The organism is Sphingobium naphthae (genome assembly GCF_043589935.1).
Classification (GTDB): domain Bacteria; phylum Pseudomonadota; class Alphaproteobacteria; order Sphingomonadales; family Sphingomonadaceae; genus Sphingobium; species Sphingobium naphthae_A.
The window spans coordinates 3,027,367-3,047,706 of record NZ_CP171454.1 but is presented as its reverse complement, the minus strand read 5'-3'; the positions used below and the strand labels follow the sequence as shown (position 1 = coordinate 3,047,706).

The following is a 20,340-nucleotide window of genomic DNA, read 5'->3' as shown; positions in this document are numbered from 1 at the left end:
AATATAACCGACCCCCCATATCGGTCCGAACGGCGCAAGAATGGCTATCCGGAAAAGCCCCTGCCTTTCCGGGCATCTTGCATCATCTGACCTAATGACGGCCGCCGCCAAGCGATTCGAGTGGCGGCCGGAGGATCAAAATAGACAGGCCCGCTTCGCCGGATCAAGGCCGCGCCACTTCAAAAAAATGAAATAAAGGCGTTGACTCAGTAAAGCCGCGGAAAACGCCGACGGATTATTTTATTGCAATATTACAGTCATTTAGATGACAGAATTTTGCGTGCAGCGCGTCGAATCGCGGGAATTGCGCGGGTGCCAAAGATGACAGGGGCGTTAATCAACGATGAAAAGCCCGCTCCGGCGATCCGGAGCGGGCTTCTACTTCAGCATCCCTTGAGCGGGTGTCAGGCGATCGCGCTGACGGCCTTGGTCAGGCGGCCGAACTTGCGGGCGGCCGTATTCTTGTGCAGCACGCCGCGCGCGACGCCGCGCGCCAGTTCGGGCTGAACGGTCTGCAGCGCGGTGGTCGCGGCTTCCTTGTCGCCGGCGACGATGGCGGCTTCCACCTTCTTCACCAGGGTGCGGATCCGGCTGATGCGGGCGCCATTGATCGCGGCGCGACGCTCGTTGCGACGGATGCGCTTCTTGGCTTGCGGCGTATTGGCCATTCTATTCCTCGGTTCTCGTCAAATCTCGGGAAGAGGCCCGCCGAACTGCCGACATGCCTCGTGAAGGTGCGCCCCTTACAGAGTATCGGGGTCGGCGTCAACGGATTCGGGCCGCGCTATTTCTGGCATGTCGGGCAGTAGAAGGTCGACCGGCCGCCGTCGACGCGCCGCCGCACCGTGCCGCCGCAGGGGCAGACCTGTCCTTCCCGCCCATAGACGCGCCATTGTTTGGAGAAATAGCCCAGTTCGCCATCGGGACGGGCATAATCGCGCAGCGTCGATCCGCCCGCGACGATCGCCGCGGCCAGCACATCGCGAATCGCGTCGACCAGCAGCGCGAGCCGGGCGCGGCCGATCCTGCCGGCGGCGCGGGTGGGCGCGATGCCGGCCATGTTGAGCGCTTCGCAGACATAGATATTGCCCAGACCTGCAACGATGCGCTGATCCAGCAGGGCAGCCTTGATCGACGTCGCCTTGCCTGCAAGCGCGGCCTTCAGGGTCGCGGCGGTAAAGTCGGGGCCAAGCGGTTCGGGGCCCATCCGCATGAAGGGCGCATAGCCGGTCCAGGCGTCGGCCCGCACCAGATCCAGCGAGCCGAAGCGCCGGGGATCATGGAGCGAGAGCAGCCGTCCCCGATCGGTTTCGACCAGCAGATGGTCGTGCACGCCGATTTCCGCTGGGTCGATCCGCCAGCGACCGGACATGCCGAGGTGGAAGATCATCATGTCGCCGCGGTCGGTTTCGACCAGCCCATATTTGGCGCGCCGCGACAGGCTCGTGACCCTCGCGCCCGTCATCCGCTGGCGCAGGTCGACGGGAATGGGAAAGCGCAGGTCGGCGCGGCGCGGCTCGACTCGCGTCAGCACGCTGCCCTGCAGGACGGCGCGCAGGCCGGCGACGGTGGTTTCGACTTCGGGCAGTTCGGGCATGGCGTGTCATGTAGGGCCTAGCGGGCGGGCGCAACAGGGGCGTCGGGATCGAGATCAGGCCAGCGGTCAAGCAGCGCGGCGGTCACGCCATTGGTCCAGCCGAACCCATCCTGGAGCGGATATTCGCCGCCCCCGCCGGGCTTGCGCTGCTCGACATCATATTTTTCCAGCATCTTGCCGGTCTCGCGAAAGGCGGCGGCCACGGTGCCGATCCAGCGGCGCGCAATCTCCCGGGCCAGCGGCGCATGACCCGTCCGGCCGAGCCCGTCGATCGCCACCCATTGCAGCGGCGCCCAGCCATTGGGGCTGTCCCATTGCTGGCCGCTGGCGATCAAGCTGGTGCGCAGACCGCCCTGCCCCAACAACTGGGCCTTAGTCAGCTGGGCGACGGCATCGGCCTGGCGCTGGTCGGCGAGGCCGACGAACAGGGGAAAGAGCGTGGCGGCGGACAGGATGCCGGTGGCCTTTTGCGTCCGCCTGTCCCAGTCGGCATAGCGGCCGGCGGTGGGCTGCCACAGCCAGCGATCAATCGCCACCTTGCGCGCCTGCGCCAGCGAATCGAACCGTCGGGCGCAGGCCTGGTCGCCCGCCGTCGCGCACCGTCCGGCGATGCCGCGTTCGAGCCGCCACAACAGGCTGTTGAGATCCACCGGCACGATGTCGGTGGTGCGAATGGTCGACAGCCGCCGGGGATCCTCCAGCCAGCGGGACGAAAAGTCCCAGCCGCTCTCGGCCCCGGCGCGCAAATGGCGATAGACATCCGCCTTGTCCCGGTTGCTGTCCCGCGCGGTCGCCACATCTTCCGCCCAGCTTTCGTCGCGCGGGCCCGGCCTGTCATCCCAATAGCGGTTGAGCAAGGCGCCGTCGGGCATGCGCACGACACGCAGCGCCGCGCCGGTGGCTGCGGCCTGTTCGCCACCGCGCATCCAGAACGCATGTTCGGCGCGCAAGGCGGCGAGGTGGCGGGGATCGTCCGGTTGGCTGGCAAGATCGACCATCAGCACCAGAAATGGCGGCTGCGATCGCCCGAGATAATAAGTGCGCGTGCCGTTGGGGATGAAGCCGTAGCGCGCGACAAGGCTTTCGAAATCGACCAGCATCGAATCGATCAGATGCTGCTGCCCGTCCGCCTTGAGGCCCAGCATGGTGAAATAGCTGTCCCAATAATAGATTTCGCGGAAGCGGCCGCCCGGCACGACATAAGGCGCGGGCAGCGCCAGCGCCGACGACCCCGCCGGCGAATCCAGCGCCGGACGCGTGAGGTGCGGCCAGAGCGCGCGGATATGATCACGCACCCCCTGGGCCTGGGGCGCCTGGAACCCGGGCACGCTGAAATGCCGCAGGACGAAATCGCGCAGCGCATCGCCCTGCGGGCGCGATCGCCGATAGGCCTCGACGATGACGGCGGGATCATCCCTGGGCACCGCGTCGACGAAGGTCTTGCCATCGGGAAAGATGCGCTGGCCCTGCACCGCTTCGAACAAGGGGCCGTAGATTTGCTGGGGGCCGAGCGGCGGCGCGGCAGTGCGCGGCGCGGCCTGCGCCATACAGAGCAGCGCAGCCAGGGCGACAGCGAATTGGACAGGTCGGCGCATGGTGAAATTCCCCCCCTTGTTGAATCGGGAGGAGAAACGAATAACGCAGGCGAAACGTTCCTCCCGCCGCTGCCTTCGCGCTGGCATGGCGCGGCAACTGCGGCTAGAGCAAGCCCATGAGCGAAACAGCATCCTTCGGCTATCGCGACGTCGACGCCGCCGAGAAAGCAGGCATGGTCCGCGCGGTCTTTTCCAATGTCGCGGCCAAATATGACCTGATGAACGACGCGATGTCGGGCGGCGCGCATCGGCTGTGGAAGGACCAGTTCGTCCGTCGCGTGAAGCCGCGCGCGGGCGAACAGATACTGGACATGGCGGGGGGCACCGGCGACATCGCGTTCCGCATGCACCGCCATGGCGCGCAGGTGACGGTGTCGGACATCAATCCCGAGATGCTGGCCGTAGGTGTCGAGCGCGCGCAGAAGAAGGGGTATGAAGGCCTGATCTGGTCGGAGCAGAATGCCGAGCAACTGACCTTTGGCGACCGGGAATTCGACGCCTATACGATCGCGTTCGGCATCCGCAACGTCACCCATATCGACAAGGCGCTGCAGGAGGCGCACCGGGTGCTGAAATTTGGCGGCCGCTTTTTCTGCCTGGAATTTTCCACCACCACCTGGCCCGGCTTTTCGGATGTCTATGACGTCTATTCGCACAAGCTGGTGCCGCACCTGGGCAAGCTGTTCGCCAATGACGCCGACAGCTATCGCTATCTGATCGAATCGATCCGTCGCTTCCCGCCCATGCCCCAGTTCGAGGGGATGATTCGCGACGCAGGGTTCATGAATACCAAGGTCGAGCCGATCTTGGGGGGGCTGGTGGCCATCCACAGCGGGTGGAAGATCTGATACAGGCATGACCGCCCACATCACGCATATCTGGCGGCTCCTGAAATGGGGGCGCATATTGGCGCGGCATGGCGCGTTGCGCGGGATCGAGCGCGATCCGCTGACGCCCGCGCCGGTTCGCCGGCTGGTGCGCATCGCTCGGCTGGGCGCGCGCGTGCCCAGGCAGCCACGCTATGCCGACGCTTTCCAGGCGATCGGCCCGGCGGCGATCAAGCTGGGCCAGACGCTGGCGACGCGGCCCGACCTGGTCGGCGAGGAAGCGGCGAACGACCTGCTGCGATTGCAGGACGCGCTGCCGCCCGTGCCGTTCGAGACGATCCGCGCGCAGATTGAGCAAAGTTTCGGCAAGCCGCTGGAAGCGCTCTACGCCCGCTTTGACGAAGTGCCGGTGGGCGCGGCGTCCATCGCGCAGGTGCATCGCGCGCTGACGACCGACGGGCGCGACGTGGCGGTCAAGGTGATCCGCCCCGGCGTGATCGACCAGTTCAACCGCGACATCCAGACCTATGAATGGGCGGCCGCCCATGTCGAGCAGCTGGGCGGCGAGATCGCCCGGCTGCGCCCGCGCCTGGTGATCGCCAACATGAAGCGCTGGACCGCGCGGGAACTGGACCTGCGGCGCGAGGCGGCGTCCGCGTCGGAACTGGCCGAAGCGATGGAAGCGATGCCGGGCTATCGCATTCCCGCCATCGACTGGGACCGCACGACCGGCAAGGTCATGACGATGGAATGGATCGACGGCATCAAGATCGCCGATCGCGCCGCGCTGGTAGCCGCCGGCCACGACCTCAAGGACCTGGCCGCCCGCCTGGTCAACGCTTTCCTGCGGCAGGCGATCGCCGAGGGCTTCTTCCACGCCGACATGCATCAGGGCAATTTGTTCGTGACGGCGAGCGGCGAGATCGTCGCCATCGACTTCGGCATCATGGGCCGGATCGACCGGCGCGCGCGCATGTGGCTGGCGGAAATCCTCTACGGCCTCATCACCGGCAACTATAAGCGCGTCGCGGAAATCCATTTCGAGGCGCAATATGTGCCGCCCCATCATAATGTCGCAGAGTTCGCGACCGCGCTGCGCGCAGTGGGCGAACCGATGCGCGGCAAGGCGGCGAGCGAATTATCGGTCGGCGGCATGCTGGACGGCCTGTTCGCCATCACCCGCGATTTCGACATGCAGACCCAGCCGCACCTGCTGCTGCTGCAGAAGACGATGGTGATGGTGGAGGGCGTGGCCCACCGGCTTGATCCCGACATCAACATGTGGGAAACCAGCGGCCCCTATGTGAAGGGCTGGCTGCGCGACGAACTGGGGCCCGAGGCCAGGGCGGCCGACGCGCTGATCGAAAATTGGCGGACGCTGCAGCGCCTGCCGGGCCTCATCAAGCGGATCGAGGACGCCTTCCCCGAACAGGGCGGCGCCCCGCCTCCGCCCCCGCTGACCGAAGTGAAGCTGATCCGCGTCGGCGGCGGCTGGCGCTATGCGCTGGTCGCGGTGATCGCGGCGGCGGCAGGGGCTGGGGCGATGTGGGGCGCGCAGTTGCTGTGACTTGCGAGCGCCGTAATACGGTATTACTTTATCCTGCATGAAAAGCGGGAAACTCACGGTCAAGCATCAGGTCACGATCCCGCGTGACGTTCGGCAAGCGCTTGGCCTCAAAGCTGGGGACCAGGTGGCCTTTGCAGTGGAGGATGGTCGCGCCATCCTGACCCGGATCGAGGAAGCGGACCTTGAATGGACGCAATTCCTCCAGACCCAGATGCCCGAGTGGAATGACCCGCGCGAAGATGCCTATTGGGCGGACCTGTGAACGGGCCACCCTTGCGTCCCCATGATGTGGCGGTGGTCCATGTCCCCTTTGTCGAGCGGCAGGGCGGTCGAAAGCGCCCGGTAGTTGTCCTGTCGTCCGCAGAAGCCAACAAGGCGACGGGCGTCGCCATCGTGGCGATGATCACGCGCGAGGATGCTCCGCCCTGGCAAGGGGACTTGCCGGTCACGCGGCTGGAGGATGCGGGGTTGCACAAACCGTGCAAGATCCGGATGAAGCTCTATACAGTAGAGATCGCGGACCTCGCCCCGATCGGCCATCTCCATGGAGACGATCGGCATGTCTTGTCTGCCGGTCTCAAGCGGTTGCTAGCCCTATGACCCAGCGCGCCCTGCTCATCATTTCCGGCGGCATCGCCGCTTACAAGTCGTTGGAGCTGGTGCGCGGGTTGCGCAGGCGGGGGATTGCGGTGCGTGCGGTGCTGACGGAGAGCGCCAAGCAGTTCGTCACGCCGCTCAGCCTTGGCGTATTGACCGAGGACCAGGTGTTCGATGACCTGTTCGACCTGAAGGCCGAGCGCGAGATCGGGCATATCCAGTTGTCGCGGCAGGCGGATCTGGTGGTGGTTGCGCCGGCCACGGCCAATATCCTGGCGAAGATGGCGAACGGCATCGCGGACGATCTGGCGACGACGCTGCTGCTTGCCACCGACAAGCCCGTGCTGGCGGTGCCGGCGATGAATGTGCGCATGTGGCACCACAAGGCGACCCAGCGAAACCTGGCCATGCTCCGCGCCGATGGCGTGCAGGTGATGGAGCCCGACGACGGCGAGATGGCCTGCGGCGAATTTGGCAAGGGGCGGCTGCCCGAGCCGGAGGCGATTGTGGCGGAGATCGAGCGCATGCTCTCGTCCGTGCCGGTGGAGCCGTTTGCGGCGCTGTCGCTTCAGGAACGCCCTTCGGCAGGGGCGGCGCGAAAGGATAGTTTGAGCGGGCGCCATGTTCTCGTCACCGCCGGGCCGACGCATGAGCCGATCGACCCGGTCCGCTACATCGCCAATCGATCCTCCGGCAAGCAGGGTTTCGCCATCGCCGCCGCCGCCGCGCAGGCGGGAGCGCGGGTGACGCTGGTGGCGGGGCCGGTGCATCTGCCGACACCCGCGGGCGTGACGCGAGTCGATGTGGAGACCGCGCGGGAGATGCTGGCGGCGGTGGAGGCGGCGCTCCCCGCCGACGCAGCGATCATGGTGGCGGCGGTCGCCGACTGGCGCACGGCGGACGCGGCCGAGCAGAAGATCAAAAAGGATGGCTCGGGCGCGCCAGCGCCGCTCATGCTGGTCGAAAATCCCGACATATTGGCGACGCTGGCGCGCCACGCCCGCCGCCCCGCCCTGCTGGTCGGCTTTGCCGCCGAGACGCAGACGATCGCCGAACATGCCCAGGCCAAGCTGGCGAAGAAGGGCGCGGACTGGATCGTCGCCAACGACGTGTCGGGCCCGCCCGGTTCCAGCGTCATGGGCGGCGACGTCAACGCCGTGCAGATCGTGAGCGCACAGGGCATCGAACCCTGGCCGAGCCTGCCCAAGCAGGCCGTGGCCGACAAGCTCATCGAAAAGGTCGCTCATGCCCTCTCCGCTTCCCCCGATTGAAATCCAGCTCAAGCGCCTGCCGCATGGAGAGGGATTGCCCGTGCCCGCCTATGCCACTGCCCATGCCGCGGGCATGGACGTGGTGTCGGCCGAGGCGCTGGTGCTGCAGCCGGGCGGCCGTCACGCCGTCGCCACCGGTTTCGCCATGGCGATCCCCGACGGCTATGAGGTGCAGGTGCGGCCGCGATCGGGCCTGGCGCTCAAGCACGGCATCAGCCTGCCCAATACGCCGGGCACCATCGACGCGGATTATCGCGGCGAATTGAAGATCATCCTCATCAACCTGGGCGACCAGCCCTTCGCCATCGCGCGGGGCGACCGCATCGCCCAGCTGGTGGTCGCGCCGGTCCAGCTTGCCAGCTTTGCGGAAGTCGATAGTCTGGATGATACCGCCCGGGGACAGGGCGGCTTTGGATCGACGGGAGTGTGAGGCCATGACGATATTCTTTGCCCTGATGCTGGCCGCGACGCCCACGCCGGCGGCGCTGCCCCCGATGCCGCAGGACCTGAGCAGCGTGCCGGTGATCGACGGATGGCTGGGGCGCAAGATATCGCCCCGCTGGTCGGAGGATGTGGCGCGCCTGTATCGCAAGGGCGAATGCAGCGGCGCGGTGCCCTATGAGGGGTCGAACCTGCTGGAGATCGACATGCTGTTCCTGCTGTCGGGTGATGGCAAGCCGCTGAAGATCGCGCCGGTGAATGCGCGCTGCCCGGAAGTGGAGCGGTTCGTCAGCAGGCGGGTGCTGGGATCGCTGCAGGGCTCCTATCCCAAGAGCGGTGCAGCCGAACCGCAGTGGATGCGGTCGCAGGTCCGCTTCCTCTGGTCGGACGCGCCATGACGCTGACCGACGCGCAACTGGAGCGTTATGCGCGGCATATCGTGCTGCGGGAGATTGGCGGGGCGGGCCAGACGCGGCTGCTGGGCGCCGACGTGGCGGTGATCGGCGCCGGCGGCATCGGCAGCCCCGCCATCCTTTATCTGGCCGCGGCCGGGGTCGGCACGATCCGCGTGATCGACGACGATGCCGTGGCGCTTTCCAACCTGCAGCGGCAGATCCTGTTCGGGACCGACGATGTCGGCGCGCCCAAGGCGGAAGCGGCGATGGCGGCGGTGGCGCGCATCAATCCCGATGTGAAGCTGATCCCGATCAACGCGCGCATCGACGCCGGCAATGCCGAGCTGATGCTGCGCGAAGCTGACGCCGTGCTGGACGGGTGCGACAATTTCGCGACGCGCCTGATCGTCGCCGACGCCGCGCAGCGGCTGGGCGTTCCGCTGGTGTCGGCGGCGGTCGGCCCGTTCGAAGGGCAGGTCGCCACCTATCGCGGCTGGGAAGCGGACAAGCCCTGCTATCGCTGCCTGGTCGGCGATCCCGAAGATGCGCCGGAACGCAATTGCGCCGAAACCGGCGTGATCGGCGCGCTGACCGGCACGATCGGCAGCCTGGCGGCGCTGGAACTGATCCGCGTCCTGGTTCCGTTCGGAACGGACATGGCGGGCAAGCTGCTGATCGCGGACCTGCTGTCAATGCGGTTCCGGACGCTGGATGTCGCCAAGGACCCGGCCTGCCCCGGCTGTGCGATGGAATTATGCGCGCCCTGACGATCATCGTCGCGACGCCCGATGCCGAACGCTTGCGCGGCGCGCTGGTGGTGGCGGCGGCGCAGGCGGCGCTGGGCGGAGCGGCGACGCTTTTCCTGCAACTCGATGCCGTGGCGCTGCTGCGGACGCCCATCGCTGGGCCGCGCGACGCCGCGCACGCGGCAGCGGGCTTGCCTGGGCTGGCGGCGCTGCTGACCGACGCGCTCTCGCTGGGCGTGCGCCTGATCGCGTGCCAGAGCGGCATGGCCCTGGCCGGGCTGACGGCGGCCGACCTGCCGCAGGGTGTGGTAGCGGGCGGCCCGGTGGGGCTGATCCAGGCGATGGGGGATGAGGACCGGCTGCTGTTCGCCTGACTCGGTCAGCGCAGGATCGGCAGCCGCCAGTGGATGCGGGCCGGCGGCATATGCGCGACGGGACCGGCGGAGAGCCGTTCGGGGCGCAATCCCAACGCGGAAGGGAGCAGGCCGATATGCGCCGCACCCCATAGGGCAGCCAGGCACAATATGGTCGCCGCACCGGCGCGCACCAGCTTCATTCCCCCGCTCCTTCTTCGTCGCGCAGGAAAATATCCTCTATTCTGAGCGTGAACAAGTCCGCGATGCGAAAGGCGAGCGGCAGGGACGGATCATATTTGCCGGTCTCGATCGCGTTGACGCTTTGGCGCGAGATGCCAAGGCGGGCCGCCAGCTCGCCCTGGCTCCAGTCGCGCTCGGCCCGCAGCAACCTCAGCCGGTTCTTCACGCGCGCGCCCAGTTGAAGCAGCGCGACAGGCCGATGGCGATGGCAAAGACCGGGATGGCCGCCCAGGCGGGCACATGGGGCACCAGCCGGAACTGCTCCAGAAAACCCCAGACCGTCGCCAGCACCAGCAGCGCGCCGGTGCCGAACAGCGCGGATTGCGCCAGCTTCAGCCGCAGATATTCGTCCTGCTCCTCGACCAGCAATCGCGCCATGGCGGCAACCATCGCCAGCGCGCCCAGCGCGGGCAACAAGGCCAGGCCCCAGAGCAGCACGCCCTGCGGATGCCAGTTCTTGTAGGCGTAGACCGCGACGAACAGGCCGAGCGTGTAGAGAAAGCTGCCCGCGATCATGCGCCGGTTATAGCGGGCCATGGCCGGCGACAGGCAGCCTTCGAAGCGAGCGGATCGCTCGACCGCCAAGATGATCGGGATGGTCATGCCGGTGGCGACCAGCATGATGGCCAGCGTGCCAGCCCATCCTGGATCGAACCTCAAGACAACCAAACCGGCAATGATCATCGCCGCGCAGAAAGCGAGGCACCAGACGAGGATGGAGCGCCGTCCGCGCGCTTGCGGCAATGAAGGCATGGCCAATCTCCTACAGGTGATGTAAAGCGTCATTGACACATCTCATCGCGACTTGTCAAGTATGCTTGACAAAGGCGATGCGTCTTCTGGCCATAAATCGCTTCGCTTCCTCCTCGACTTGGGCGCGGGCGCAAGGCTAAGAAGGGGCATGATGAAGCTCTTTATCGGCAACAAGGCCTATTCCAGCTGGTCGCTGCGCGGCTGGCTGGCCTGCAAGCTGTCCGGCCTGCCCTTCGAGGAAGTGGTCGTGCCGCTCTACGACGAGGCGTGGGAGAAAAGGCGCGAGGGGGACGAATTCGCGCCATCCTCGGGCAAGGTGCCGATCCTGTGGGACGGCGACGACATCGTCGTGTGGGACAGCCTGGCCATCGTCGAATATCTCAACGAAAAGAGCGGCGGCGACCGGTTCTGGCCGGCCGACCCGGCGCCGCGCGCCATGGCCCGATCCATGGCGGCGGAGATGCACAGCAGCTTCGCGCCGCTACGCCGCGAGCACAGCATGAACATCCGCCAGATCTACGACCCCGTCCCGCCATCCGAGGGCGTGGCGCAGGACATCGCGCGGATCATGGAGCTGTGGGCGCAGGCGCGCGCCCGCTATGGCGGCGAAGGCGATTTCCTGTTCGGCGAATTCGGCGCGGCCGACATCATGTTCGCGCCGGTGGTCACGCGCTTCATCACCTATCAGCTGCCGGTCGCGCGCTTCGCCGAGGGCTATATGCGCGCGATCATCGCCCACCCCTGGATGCAGGAATGGATCGGCGGCGCGCAGGCGGAGGATTGGGTGATCGACCGCTTCGAAAGCCCGCCGCAGACGGTGTGACGATGATGGACGAACCGGAACCGACCGGAGAATCGACCAAGGAAGCGCGCGCGAAGGAAGCGCGGGCCAAGGAAGCCGCCGCGATCCGCCGCCGCTGGATCACCCTGGGTGAAGGCATCGCGGTGCTGGCGGTGACGATTTCGGCGCTGACGCTCTATATCAACTGGTCGGACAAGCAGGAAACGCGCGCGGAGAAGGCGGCGGAAAGCCAGGCGGCGTCCGTGCGCGCGGCGCGGCTGGTGCTGCATGCCGATTCGGTGGAGGGCGACCGCATCCGCCTGCGCCCGACCGACCCTGCGCAAGTCGTGCAGAGCCAGACCATCCTGTTTCCCAAGGCGCTGGGGCTGACGCCGGTCGACACCACGGGCGAGCCGCGGATCGAGGCGGACTGGTTCGCCGATCGGCTCAAGCAGGCGCGGGAGGCGGCGAATCTGCCCGATGACAGCGTGGGAGACGAAAAGCTGCCGGTGGCGATCGTCACGCGCTTCGTGGTCGATGGCGAGCCGCATGAGAGCGCCGCGCTCTACGACATCGGCTATGGCATTACCGGCCGCTGGCTGGCGGGCCATCGCCTGAGCCTGCGCGGCCTGTCGCTGGTCGACACCGTCACCGCCGCTGGCGCGCAAAAGGCGCTGGACCGGCGCTGGGCGGAAATGCCGGCGGGGCGGCCGGCCAAAAAGCCCGGCACATAGAAAAAGGGGCCGTCTCGCGGCAGCCCCTGTTCATCCTGAGCGAGTCAGGCGGCGATCAGCCGACGATTTCCTCGGGCTTGAAGAAATAGGCGATCTCGATCGCGGCATTTTCCTCGCTGTCCGAGCCATGGACCGAATTGGCTTCGATCGATTCGGCATATTCCTTGCGGATCGTGCCTTCGTCGGCATTGGCGGGGTTGGTGGCGCCCATGATGTCGCGGTTGCGCTTCACGGCGTCCTCGCCTTCCAGAACCTGGACGACGACCGGGCCGGAGATCATGAAGGCGACGAGGTCGGCGAAGAAGGGGCGTTCCTTGTGAACGGCGTAGAAGCCCTCGGCCTGTTCGCGGCTCATGCGGATACGCTTGGAGGCGACGACGCGCAGGCCAGCATCTTCCAGCTTCTTGGTGACCGCGCCGGTCAGGTTGCGACGGGTCGCGTCGGGCTTGATGATCGAGAAGGTGCGCGTGACGGCCATGGCCCTCGTAACTCCGGATTGTTGGAAAGTTGCGCGCCCTTTAGACGCGGGCGGCGCGGGCCGCAAGAGGGGGCGGCTCGGGGTGTCGGGCAGTGATGTTTTACGAGAGGGCGGTTTGGGTGGTTTTCAGCTATCCTACCCTTAAGAGAAGGGGTTGCGCGCGGAGCGCGGGATGGAGGAGTGTTCCGCCAGCGAGAGGGGAACACCCCTCCGTCAGCACTGCGTGCTGCCACCTCCCCTGCAAGGGGAGGATGCGGAATTTGTGGCCACTTCCGGTCGTTATAGACCTCAAGGCCCCTGCACCCACTTCCTTCCTTCCTGCCGCCAGAAGCGCGGTTCGACGCCGTCCGCCTTGCTGAGCGCGCGCCAGCTTGCCCGGGCGGCGTCGATCGTGTCGGCGTCGAAGAAGTAGAAGGCGCGATCAAAGGTCAGGGCTTCCTCGCGCCACAGGCCGTCGGCCAAGGCGATGTGGCGCGCGCCGTTGCAGGCGTCGCATGTCTCGCTCAAGAGGATCGGCTGATGCGCCTCCCCGCCCTCGCCGACGCGTCCGTGGGCAAGGAAGCTGTCGGGCGGCCCCGCCCAAAGGCCCTGCGAAATCCGGTCGAGCCGGTCGCCCTCCCCCGCCACCACCAGCAGCCGCGCGCCCATCGCGAGGATGCGCCCGGCAATCGCGGGCAGCACGCCTTCGACGGGATCGCGGCTGAGCTGGTAGAAGTCGACCTGCATCGAGTGCGCGTCAGCCCTCGACCGTGTCGGCCACGAAGCGGTCGAGGAGCCGCACGCCATAGCCGGTCGCGCCCTTGTCCCAAGTCGCGCCGGGCTTGTCCGACCAGACCATGCCGGCAATGTCGAGATGCGCCCATTTGACGCCTTCGTCGACAAAGCGCTTGATGAACTGGGCGGCGGTGATCGACCCGGCATAGCGCGGACCGATATTCTTCATGTCCGCGATCGGGCTGTCGAGCAGCTTGTCATAGGCGTCGGACAGCGGGAAGCGCCACAGCTTCTCGCCCACCGACTGGCCGGCCTTCGTCAACGCCTCGGCAAGCGCGTCGTCATTGGCGAAGAGGCCGCCATGTTCATGGCCAAGCGCGACGATCATCGCGCCCGTCAGCGTGGCGAGATCGACGATCATGTCGGGATTGTAGGTTTTCTGCGCCCAGGTAACGACATCGCACAGCACCAGCCGGCCTTCGGCGTCGGTGTTGAGCACTTCGATCGTCTGCCCTGACATGGAGGTGACGATGTCGCCGGGCCGCTGCGCATTGCCGTCGGGCATGTTTTCGACCAGGCCGCAGATGCCGACGATACGTGCCTTCGCCTTGCGACCGGCAAGCGCCTTCATCGCACCGGCGACGGCGCCAGCGCCGCCCATGTCCCACTTCATGTCCTCCATGCCCGCGCCAGGCTTGAGCGAAATGCCGCCCGTATCGAACGTAACGCCCTTACCGATGAAGACCAGCGGCTTGTCCTGCGCGCCGCCGGTGCCGTCCCATTCCATCGCCAGCACGCGCGGCTCGCGCACCGATCCCTGCGCGACGCCCAGCAGCGCGCCCATGCCGAGCTGGGTCATCGCATCCTTGTCGAGGACGGTGATCCTGACGCCCAGCTGTTCCAGATGGCGGCAGCGTTCGACGAAGCTTTCGGGGTAGAGGATGTTGGCGGGTTCGGCGACCAGTTCGCGGGTGAAGGCGACGCCGGCCGCCACGGCGGCCTGCCGATCCCAGGCGGCTTGGGCGTCGGTCACGACGAAGGTGACGGCCTTGAGCGTGGGCTTGACCTTTTCGCTCTGGCGCGTGCGATAGGTATCGATGCGCCAGCTGCGCAGTTGCGCGCCGAAGGCGACCTGCGCCGCAAGTTCGCCCTTGGCTTCGCCGATGAATTCGACCGCGGCATGAGTCGCACCGCTGGTCGCCAGCTTCGCGACCAGCGCGCCGCCCGCCTTTTCCATATCCTGCGCGCTGCCCGCGCCGGTGCCGAGCAGCAGCACGCGCAGCGTCCGGCCGCCTTCCTCGACAAAGCTTTCAAGGCTGGTTCCAGCCTCTCCGGTAAAGCGCGACGCCGCCGCGCCAGCCGCCAGGGTCGCCGCCGCCGCCAGGGGCAAGGCGTCCACGCCGCCCTTGGGCACGGCGAGGACCAGAGTGTCGGCATCGGGACGGGTGGGGCTGAACTGGATATCCATCTGGGCGCTTTTCCTCTTATCGGCCGCGGCGGGGGACGCCGCGCTGTCTTACCGGCAGATAGTGTGGCTTGGCCGGTCTGGCAAAGGCGTTCGACCGATTTTGCGCGGTCCGATGCATGGCAGGCGATTGCGGACGGGGCGGCAGTGCGATAGGCGGGAAGGCCAGACGCGCCGTCCATAGAGGCCCATTGCTTGCAGACCGCCTTGCCTTTTCCGCCCTTCCGCTCTGCCATCCGCACCCTGTTGCTGAGCGGGGTGGCGCTCGCCGCCTGCCCGCAGGCGCTGGCGCAGGAACTGAACGAACCGCAAAGCCCGATCAGCGCGCCCGACGCGCCCGTGCCCGACAATGAGGACCAGATCGGCTTCGCCGCCGATGCGCTGGAATATGATAGCGAGACGGAGATCGTCACCGCCAGCGGCAATGTGCAGTTGCTGCGGGATAATAACCGGCTGCGCGCCGACAAGGTGGTGTGGAACCGCACCAGTGGCCGCGTGGAAGCGCAGGGCAATGTCTCCGTCACTGATCCCGACGGCAATGTCGCCTATGGCGACCGTTTCGACGTCACCGACACGCTGAAGGACGGGGCGGTCGACAATATGCTGCTGGTGTTGCAGTCGGGCGGGCGGCTGGCGGCGGTCAAGGGTGAGCGCGCCAATGGCGTCTACACGCTGGACCGGGCCGCCTATACCGGCTGCGCAGTCGAGGATAGCAAGGGTTGCCCCAAGGAGCCGACCTGGCAGATCAAGGCGGTGCGCGTCACCTATGACCCGACGCGCGAGCGGGTAAGCTACCGCGACGCCACCATCGAGCTGTTCGGCCTGCCGCTCATCCCGCTGCCGGGCTTCAGCCACCCGGTCGGCGACAATGGCGGCAGCGGCCTGCTGGTGCCCAATCTGCGATACGACCGCAACAATGGCTTTGAAGTCGCGCTGCCCTATTATGTCAAGATGGCGCCCAATCGCGACCTGACGATCACGCCGCATGTCTACACCGACACGCTGCCGATGCTGGAGGCCAATTTCCGCCATCTCTACGATCGCGGCGCCTATCAGATCACCGGCTATGTCACGCATGGCAGCCGCGTCGCCACCAGCGACAGCAGCGTCGGCACCGCCAGCGCGGACAGCGAGAAGGATGTCCGCGGCTATCTCGACGCGTCCGGCGCGATGCAGCTGTCGCCCGAATGGAGCCTGGACGGATCAATCCGGGTCGCGAGCGACCGCACTTTCCTGCGCCGCTACGACATCAGCCGCGAGGACCGGCTGCGCTCCACCATCGGGGCGCAGCGCATCGGCGAGAACAGCTATTTCTCGATCCGCGGCTGGGCGGTCCAGACGCTGCGCCAGGGCGATTCGCAGGGGCAGACGCCGATTGCGCTGCCGGTCATCGACTATCGGCTGCGAATGAAGGACCCGTGGCTGGGCGGCACGCTGCAGCTGCAGGCGAACACGCTGGCGATCACCCGCACTTCGGGCCAGGACACGCAGCGCGCCTTCGCCGGCGCGGAATGGAACCTGCGCACATTGACCGGCCTGGGCCAGGAAGTGACCTTCACCGGCTATCTGCGCGGCGACGTCTATCACAGCAGCGACAATGCGCTGACTTCGGTCGCCAGCTATGCGGGCGATCCGGGCTGGCAGGCGCGCGGCATCGCGGCGGCGGCAGTGGACATGCGCTGGCCCTTCGTCGGGGAGGCCTTTGGCGGCGTCCAGCGCATCGCCCCGCGCGTGCAGATCGTCGCGTCCCCCCACCTCGCCAACCTGTCGCTGCCCAATGAGGATGCGCGCGCGGTCGACCTGGAGGACAGCAATCTCTTCGCGCTCAACCGCTTCGCGGGCTATGACCGGTTCGAGGACAGCTCCCGCATCACCTATGGCCTGGAATATGGGCTGGACCTGTCCAATTTCTCGCTGAGCGCCATCATCGGCCAAAGCTATCGCCTGGACCGGCAGGAAAGCATCCTGCCCGACGGCACGGGCCTGTCCGACCGCACGTCCGACATCGTTGGACGCACCACCATTCGCTACAAGAATTTCGTCAGCCTGATCCACCGCTACCGGCTGGACAAGGACAATCTCGCCGTGCGCCGCAACGAGATCGACGCGACGGTCGGCAGCAAGAAGACCTATGCGATGGTCGGCTATCTGCGGCTCAACCGCAATGCTCTGACCGGGCTTGAGGACTTGCAGGATCGCGAGGAATTGCGACTGGGCGGGCGAGTCCAGTTCGCCCGCTTCTGGTCGGTGTTCGGATCGACCGTGATCGACCTGACCGATGCGAAGGAGGACCCGATCAGCGTGTCGGACGGCTATGAACCCGTCCGGCACCGCCTGGGCATCGCCTATGAGGATGACTGCCTGACGCTGGGCTTCACCTGGCGGCGCGACTACCAGACCAATGGCGACGCGCGAAAGGGCAACGGTTTCCAGCTTCGGCTAGCTTTCCGCAATATTGGCATATAAGGAACGGGCTTCGTCCTCTCGTCAGGGCCGGTTAAGGCGGGTCCGTGCATCAGGCGCGGAACCGTATTGGAGATTATTGCCGACGATGCTGCCTGCCGTTTCCTCGTCCAGCCGCCTGATCCGCGGCGCGCGTGTCAGCCTGCGCACCCTGGTCCTGTCCTCCGCCGTCCTGGCCGCCGGCTTGCAGCCGGTTGCCGCCCAGAGCGTGGGCGACGATGACGGAAGCGTCGCCACCCAGCAGCTGAACCTGCCCGAGGACGTCACCGTCTTCGGCAAGAGCGATCCCAATGTCCGCAAGGCGACCGCCATCGTCAACGGGCGCATCATCACCGGCACCGATGTCGATCAGCGGCTCGCCCTGATCATCACCGCCAATGGCGGCAAGGTGTCGGCCGAGGAGAAGGAACGGCTGCGCGTCCAGGTGCTGCGCAACCTGATCGACGAGACGCTGCAGATCCAGGAAGCCGCCGCCAACGACATCAAGATCGCGCCCGAGGAAATCGACCAGAGCTATCAGCGGGTCGCCGCCAATTTCCGCAAGTCGCCCGCGGAGTTCGACGCCTATCTGCGCACCCAGGGCAGTTCGGCCGACAGCATCAAGCGCCAGATCGAGGGCGAACTGGCGTGGAGCCGCCTGCTCCGCCGCAACATCCAGCCCTTCGTCAACGTGTCGGAGGATGAAGTAAAATCGGTCATCGACCGGCTGAACGCCGCCAAGGGCAGCGACGAATATCGGATCGGCGAGATCTATTTGTCGGCGACGCCCGAAAATCAGGCGCAGATCGTCGCCAATGCGCGCAACATCATCCAGCAGATCCAGCAGGGCGGCAGCTTCCAGGCCTATGCCCGGCAGTTTTCCGAAGCGTCCACCGCGGCGGTGGGCGGCGACCTGGGCTGGATCCGCCCCGCGCAGCTGCCCGCCGAACTGGCGCAGGCGGCCGCGGAAATGCAGGTCGGCCAGATCGCCGGGCCGATCGAGACGGTCGGCGGCGTGTCCATCATCTACGTCATGGACAAGCGCAAGGTGCTGACCGCCGATCCGCGCGACGCGCTACTGAGTCTGAAGCAGCTGTCCGTCCTCTTCCCGCAGGGCACGACCAAGGAACAGGCCGGCGCCAAGGCCGCGCAGTTCGCTGCCGCCGTCAAGGAAATCAAGGGCTGTGGCCAGGCGAACGAGATTGGCGCGCGCATCGGCGCGGACGTGGTCGACAACGACAATGTGAAGGTGCGCGACCTGCCGCCGCAGCTGCAGGAAATCCTGCTGAACCTGCAGGTGGGCGAAACCACCCCGCCCTTCGGGTCGATCACCGATGGCGTGCGCGTGCTGGTAGTCTGCGGCCGCGACGATCCGACATCGGCCAACGCGCCCAACCCCGATCAGATCATGGCGCAGCTGGAAGAGGAACGTGTCAACAAGCGGGCGCGCATCTATCTGCGCGACCTTCGCCGCGATGCCGTCATCGACTATAACTGACGCCGCGCCCCCCCTGGCGCCCTTCGCCGTATCGCTCGGCGATCCGGCCGGGATCGGGCCGGAGATCGTCGCCAAGAGCTGGGTCATGCGCGAAGCGCGCGGCCTGCCGCCCTTTTTCGCCGTCGGCGACGCGGCATCGCTGCGCGCCGTCTGGCTGGGGCCGGTCGCGCGCATCGACAGCCCCGAAGAGGCGGCGCCGGTGTTTTCGACCGCCCTGCCCTGCCTGCAGGTCGGCGAAGCCGGCGAGATCGTGCCGGGCACCCCTGGCACCGACGGCGCGCGCGTGGCTTTCCAGGCGCTGGAAGTCGCGGTCGGCCTGGCCCGGTCGGGATCGGCCGCCGGCATCGTGACGGCGCCGGTCGGCAAGGAGCAGCTATATGGCGTCGGCTTCACGCATCCGGGACAGACCGAATTCATCGCCGAACGCTGCGGCGTCGCGCCGCATAATGCCGTGATGATGCTGGCCGGCCCGGCGCTCAAGGTCGTGCCGATCACCATTCATATCGCGCTGGCCGACGTATCCGCCGCGCTCACCATCGACCTGATCCGTGCGCGGGCGATGACCACCGCCAAGGGATTGCAGCGCAATTTCAACATCGGTCGGCCGCGCCTCGCCGTCGCCGGGCTCAATCCCCATGCGGGCGAAAATGGCGCGCTGGGGCGCGAGGAGATTGACGTGATCCGCCCGGCCATCGAGCAGCTGCGCAGCGAGGGACTGGACATTGTCGGCCCGCTCGCAGCCGACGGCATGTTCCATGCGCGGGCGCGCGAAACCTATGATGCGGCGCTGTGCATGTATCACGACCAGGCGCTGATCCCGATCAAGACGCTGAATTTCGATGATGGCGTCAACATCACGCTGGGCCTGCCGATCGTGCGCACCTCGCCCGATCATGGCACCGCCTTTGGCATCGCGGGCACTGACAGCGCCAATCCCGGCGCGATGATGGCGGCGCTGCGGATGGCGGCGGACGCCGCGCGCGCGCGCATCGCGCATGGCTGACGATCGTCCGGCGCTTCCGCCGCTGCGCGACGTCATCGCGCGACATGGCCTGGCCGCGAGCAAGGCGCTGGGGCAGAATTTCCTGCTCGACGAGCAGCTGCTGGATCGCATCGCCGCCATCCCCGGCGCGTTGAAGGATGCCCCTGCATTCGAAGTGGGTCCAGGGCCAGGCGGCCTGACCCGCGCCATCCTGCGCGCGGGTGCGCGGCTGGTGGCCGTGGAGCGCGACGATCGCTGCCTGCCCGCGCTGGCCGAACTGTCGGATGCCTTCCCCGGCCAGCTGCGCGTCATTCCCGGCGACGCGATGCAGGTCGATGCGCGGGCCGAAGCGGGCGACGGCGCGCACATCATCGCCAACCTGCCCTATAATGTCGGGACGCCGCTGCTGGTCGGATGGCTGTCGGCCGCATGGTCGCCGCTGCCCTGGTGGGCCAGCCTGACGTTGATGTTCCAGATGGAGGTGGCCGAACGGATCGTCGCGAAACCGGGCACAGACCATTATGGCCGGCTGGCGGTGCTGTCGCAGTGGCGGAGCGACGCGCGCATCGCGATGAAGGTGCATCGCAGCGCCTTCACGCCGCCGCCCAAGGTCATGTCCGCTGTGGTCCACATCACGCCCAAGCCGGCGCCCGGCGACGTTCAGCTGAAACATCTGGAACGGCTGACCGCGGCAGCCTTCGGCCAGCGTCGCAAGATGCTGCGTCAGAGCCTGAAAGGACTGCCCGGCGCGCTTGCGGCGCTGGAGGCCGAAGGGATCGACCCGCAGCGCCGCGCGGAAACGGTCAGCGTGGAGGAGTTCGTCGCACTCGCCCGGCGACTGGGTCAGGCCTGATGAGCCGG

Annotated in this window: 24 protein-coding genes; 15 read left to right on the top strand and 9 right to left on the bottom strand. The window is 66.9% G+C overall.

What is annotated here, in order from left to right:
* Positions 1-404: 404 nt before the first annotated feature.
* The 3 genes from rpsT to treA all read right to left on the bottom strand — a co-directional run bounded on the left by rpsT (position 405) and on the right by treA (position 3,192).
* On the bottom strand, positions 405-668 hold the full coding sequence (gene rpsT / locus ACGGKE_RS15185; protein ID WP_394439079.1) for a 30S ribosomal protein S20: 264 nt from the start codon (positions 666-668) through the stop codon (positions 405-407).
* 116 nt (positions 669-784) lie between these two features.
* Positions 785-1,597, bottom strand: coding sequence for a bifunctional DNA-formamidopyrimidine glycosylase/DNA-(apurinic or apyrimidinic site) lyase (mutM, locus tag ACGGKE_RS15180; protein WP_394439077.1), 813 nt, complete (start codon positions 1,595-1,597; stop codon positions 785-787).
* Between the two features lie 17 nt (positions 1,598-1,614).
* Positions 1,615-3,192: an alpha,alpha-trehalase TreA gene (gene treA, locus ACGGKE_RS15175; RefSeq protein ID WP_394439076.1), complete on the bottom strand. Its 1,578-nt coding sequence runs from the start codon at positions 3,190-3,192 to the stop codon at positions 1,615-1,617.
* 116 nt (positions 3,193-3,308) lie between these two features.
* Here treA and ACGGKE_RS15170 point away from each other — a divergent pair, with 116 nt between their 5' ends.
* The 9 genes from ACGGKE_RS15170 to ACGGKE_RS15130 are packed head-to-tail and all read left to right on the top strand — an operon-like array spanning position 3,309 to position 9,410.
* On the top strand, positions 3,309-4,040 hold the full coding sequence (locus ACGGKE_RS15170; protein ID WP_394439075.1) for a class I SAM-dependent methyltransferase: 732 nt from the start codon (positions 3,309-3,311) through the stop codon (positions 4,038-4,040).
* 7 nt (positions 4,041-4,047) lie between these two features.
* Entirely contained in the window at positions 4,048-5,586 is a 1,539-nt protein-coding gene (gene ubiB, locus ACGGKE_RS15165; RefSeq protein WP_394439074.1) for a 2-polyprenylphenol 6-hydroxylase, read from the top strand.
* A 37-nt stretch (positions 5,587-5,623) separates the two neighbouring features.
* Positions 5,624-5,848 (top strand): AbrB/MazE/SpoVT family DNA-binding domain-containing protein, encoded by a 225-nt coding sequence (locus tag ACGGKE_RS15160; protein WP_228166118.1) that lies wholly within the window; start codon positions 5,624-5,626, stop codon positions 5,846-5,848.
* The gene (locus tag ACGGKE_RS15155) at positions 5,845-6,186 is read left to right on the top strand and encodes a type II toxin-antitoxin system PemK/MazF family toxin (protein ID WP_394439072.1); all 342 of its coding nucleotides are present in this window, start codon (positions 5,845-5,847) and stop codon (positions 6,184-6,186) included. The genes ACGGKE_RS15160 and ACGGKE_RS15155 overlap by 4 nt, the downstream gene beginning before the upstream one ends.
* Positions 6,183-7,454 carry a bifunctional phosphopantothenoylcysteine decarboxylase/phosphopantothenate synthase gene (locus ACGGKE_RS15150; RefSeq protein WP_394439071.1) on the top strand — a complete coding sequence of 424 codons (1,272 nt, stop codon included), beginning with the start codon at positions 6,183-6,185 and terminating at the stop codon, positions 7,452-7,454. The genes ACGGKE_RS15155 and ACGGKE_RS15150 overlap by 4 nt, the downstream gene beginning before the upstream one ends.
* Positions 7,429-7,884: a dUTP diphosphatase gene (dut, locus tag ACGGKE_RS15145; protein WP_394439070.1), complete on the top strand. Its 456-nt coding sequence runs from the start codon at positions 7,429-7,431 to the stop codon at positions 7,882-7,884. Before ACGGKE_RS15150 ends, dut begins: the two co-directional genes overlap by 26 nt.
* Positions 7,885-7,888: 4 nt before the next feature.
* Complete coding sequence (locus ACGGKE_RS15140; protein ID WP_394439069.1) at positions 7,889-8,293, top strand: hypothetical protein; 405 nt, start codon at positions 7,889-7,891, stop codon at positions 8,291-8,293.
* Positions 8,290-9,057: a HesA/MoeB/ThiF family protein gene (locus ACGGKE_RS15135; RefSeq protein ID WP_394439068.1), complete on the top strand. Its 768-nt coding sequence runs from the start codon at positions 8,290-8,292 to the stop codon at positions 9,055-9,057. Before ACGGKE_RS15140 ends, ACGGKE_RS15135 begins: the two co-directional genes overlap by 4 nt.
* The gene (locus tag ACGGKE_RS15130) at positions 9,045-9,410 is read left to right on the top strand and encodes a DsrE family protein (protein ID WP_394439066.1); all 366 of its coding nucleotides are present in this window, start codon (positions 9,045-9,047) and stop codon (positions 9,408-9,410) included. The genes ACGGKE_RS15135 and ACGGKE_RS15130 overlap by 13 nt, the downstream gene beginning before the upstream one ends.
* 5 nt (positions 9,411-9,415) lie before the next feature.
* Here ACGGKE_RS15130 and ACGGKE_RS15125 read toward each other — a convergent pair whose 3' ends face one another.
* From ACGGKE_RS15125 to ACGGKE_RS15115, 3 genes are read right to left on the bottom strand one after another with little or no spacing between them, the layout of a single operon-like run.
* Positions 9,416-9,592, bottom strand: a complete 177-nt coding sequence (locus ACGGKE_RS15125) for a hypothetical protein (protein ID WP_394439065.1) — start codon at positions 9,590-9,592, stop codon at positions 9,416-9,418.
* Positions 9,589-9,798, bottom strand: coding sequence for a helix-turn-helix transcriptional regulator (locus ACGGKE_RS15120; RefSeq protein WP_394439064.1), 210 nt, complete (start codon positions 9,796-9,798; stop codon positions 9,589-9,591). The genes ACGGKE_RS15125 and ACGGKE_RS15120 overlap by 4 nt, the downstream gene beginning before the upstream one ends.
* The gene (locus tag ACGGKE_RS15115; RefSeq protein ID WP_394439063.1) at positions 9,795-10,385 is read right to left on the bottom strand and encodes a hypothetical protein; all 591 of its coding nucleotides are present in this window, start codon (positions 10,383-10,385) and stop codon (positions 9,795-9,797) included. The genes ACGGKE_RS15120 and ACGGKE_RS15115 overlap by 4 nt, the downstream gene beginning before the upstream one ends.
* A 148-nt stretch (positions 10,386-10,533) precedes the next feature.
* On the opposite strand from ACGGKE_RS15115, the gene ACGGKE_RS15110 reads away from it, so the two are divergent.
* Together ACGGKE_RS15110 and ACGGKE_RS15105 are read left to right on the top strand one after the other, a co-directional pair.
* The gene (locus ACGGKE_RS15110) at positions 10,534-11,208 is read left to right on the top strand and encodes a glutathione S-transferase family protein (protein ID WP_394439062.1); all 675 of its coding nucleotides are present in this window, start codon (positions 10,534-10,536) and stop codon (positions 11,206-11,208) included.
* Between the two features lie 2 nt (positions 11,209-11,210).
* On the top strand, positions 11,211-11,900 hold the full coding sequence (locus ACGGKE_RS15105; RefSeq protein WP_394439061.1) for a hypothetical protein: 690 nt from the start codon (positions 11,211-11,213) through the stop codon (positions 11,898-11,900).
* A gap of 55 nt (positions 11,901-11,955) precedes the next feature.
* On the opposite strand, the gene ndk is transcribed toward ACGGKE_RS15105, so the two are convergent.
* From ndk to ACGGKE_RS15090, 3 genes are all read right to left on the bottom strand, one after another.
* Positions 11,956-12,378: a nucleoside-diphosphate kinase gene (ndk, locus tag ACGGKE_RS15100; RefSeq protein ID WP_394439060.1), complete on the bottom strand. Its 423-nt coding sequence runs from the start codon at positions 12,376-12,378 to the stop codon at positions 11,956-11,958.
* Between the two features lie 288 nt (positions 12,379-12,666).
* Positions 12,667-13,104 (bottom strand): DNA polymerase III subunit chi, encoded by a 438-nt coding sequence (locus ACGGKE_RS15095; protein WP_394439059.1) that lies wholly within the window; start codon positions 13,102-13,104, stop codon positions 12,667-12,669.
* 10 nt (positions 13,105-13,114) lie between these two features.
* Positions 13,115-14,560, bottom strand: coding sequence for a leucyl aminopeptidase (locus ACGGKE_RS15090; protein ID WP_394439058.1), 1,446 nt, complete (start codon positions 14,558-14,560; stop codon positions 13,115-13,117).
* Between the two features lie 231 nt (positions 14,561-14,791).
* Here ACGGKE_RS15090 and ACGGKE_RS15085 point away from each other — a divergent pair, with 231 nt between their 5' ends.
* From ACGGKE_RS15085 to rsmA, 4 genes are all read left to right on the top strand, one after another.
* Complete coding sequence (locus ACGGKE_RS15085; protein WP_394442062.1) at positions 14,792-17,023, top strand: LPS-assembly protein LptD; 2,232 nt, start codon at positions 14,792-14,794, stop codon at positions 17,021-17,023.
* Between the two features lie 85 nt (positions 17,024-17,108).
* A complete protein-coding gene (locus ACGGKE_RS15080; protein ID WP_394439057.1) occupies positions 17,109-18,497 on the top strand; it encodes a peptidylprolyl isomerase in 1,389 nt (462 codons plus the stop codon).
* Complete coding sequence (pdxA, locus tag ACGGKE_RS15075) at positions 18,475-19,500, top strand: 4-hydroxythreonine-4-phosphate dehydrogenase PdxA (RefSeq protein WP_394439056.1); 1,026 nt, start codon at positions 18,475-18,477, stop codon at positions 19,498-19,500. Before ACGGKE_RS15080 ends, pdxA begins: the two co-directional genes overlap by 23 nt.
* Positions 19,493-20,332 carry a 16S rRNA (adenine(1518)-N(6)/adenine(1519)-N(6))-dimethyltransferase RsmA gene (gene rsmA / locus ACGGKE_RS15070; RefSeq protein WP_394439055.1) on the top strand — a complete coding sequence of 280 codons (840 nt, stop codon included), beginning with the start codon at positions 19,493-19,495 and terminating at the stop codon, positions 20,330-20,332. The genes pdxA and rsmA overlap by 8 nt, the downstream gene beginning before the upstream one ends.
* Positions 20,333-20,340 lie beyond the last annotated feature (8 nt).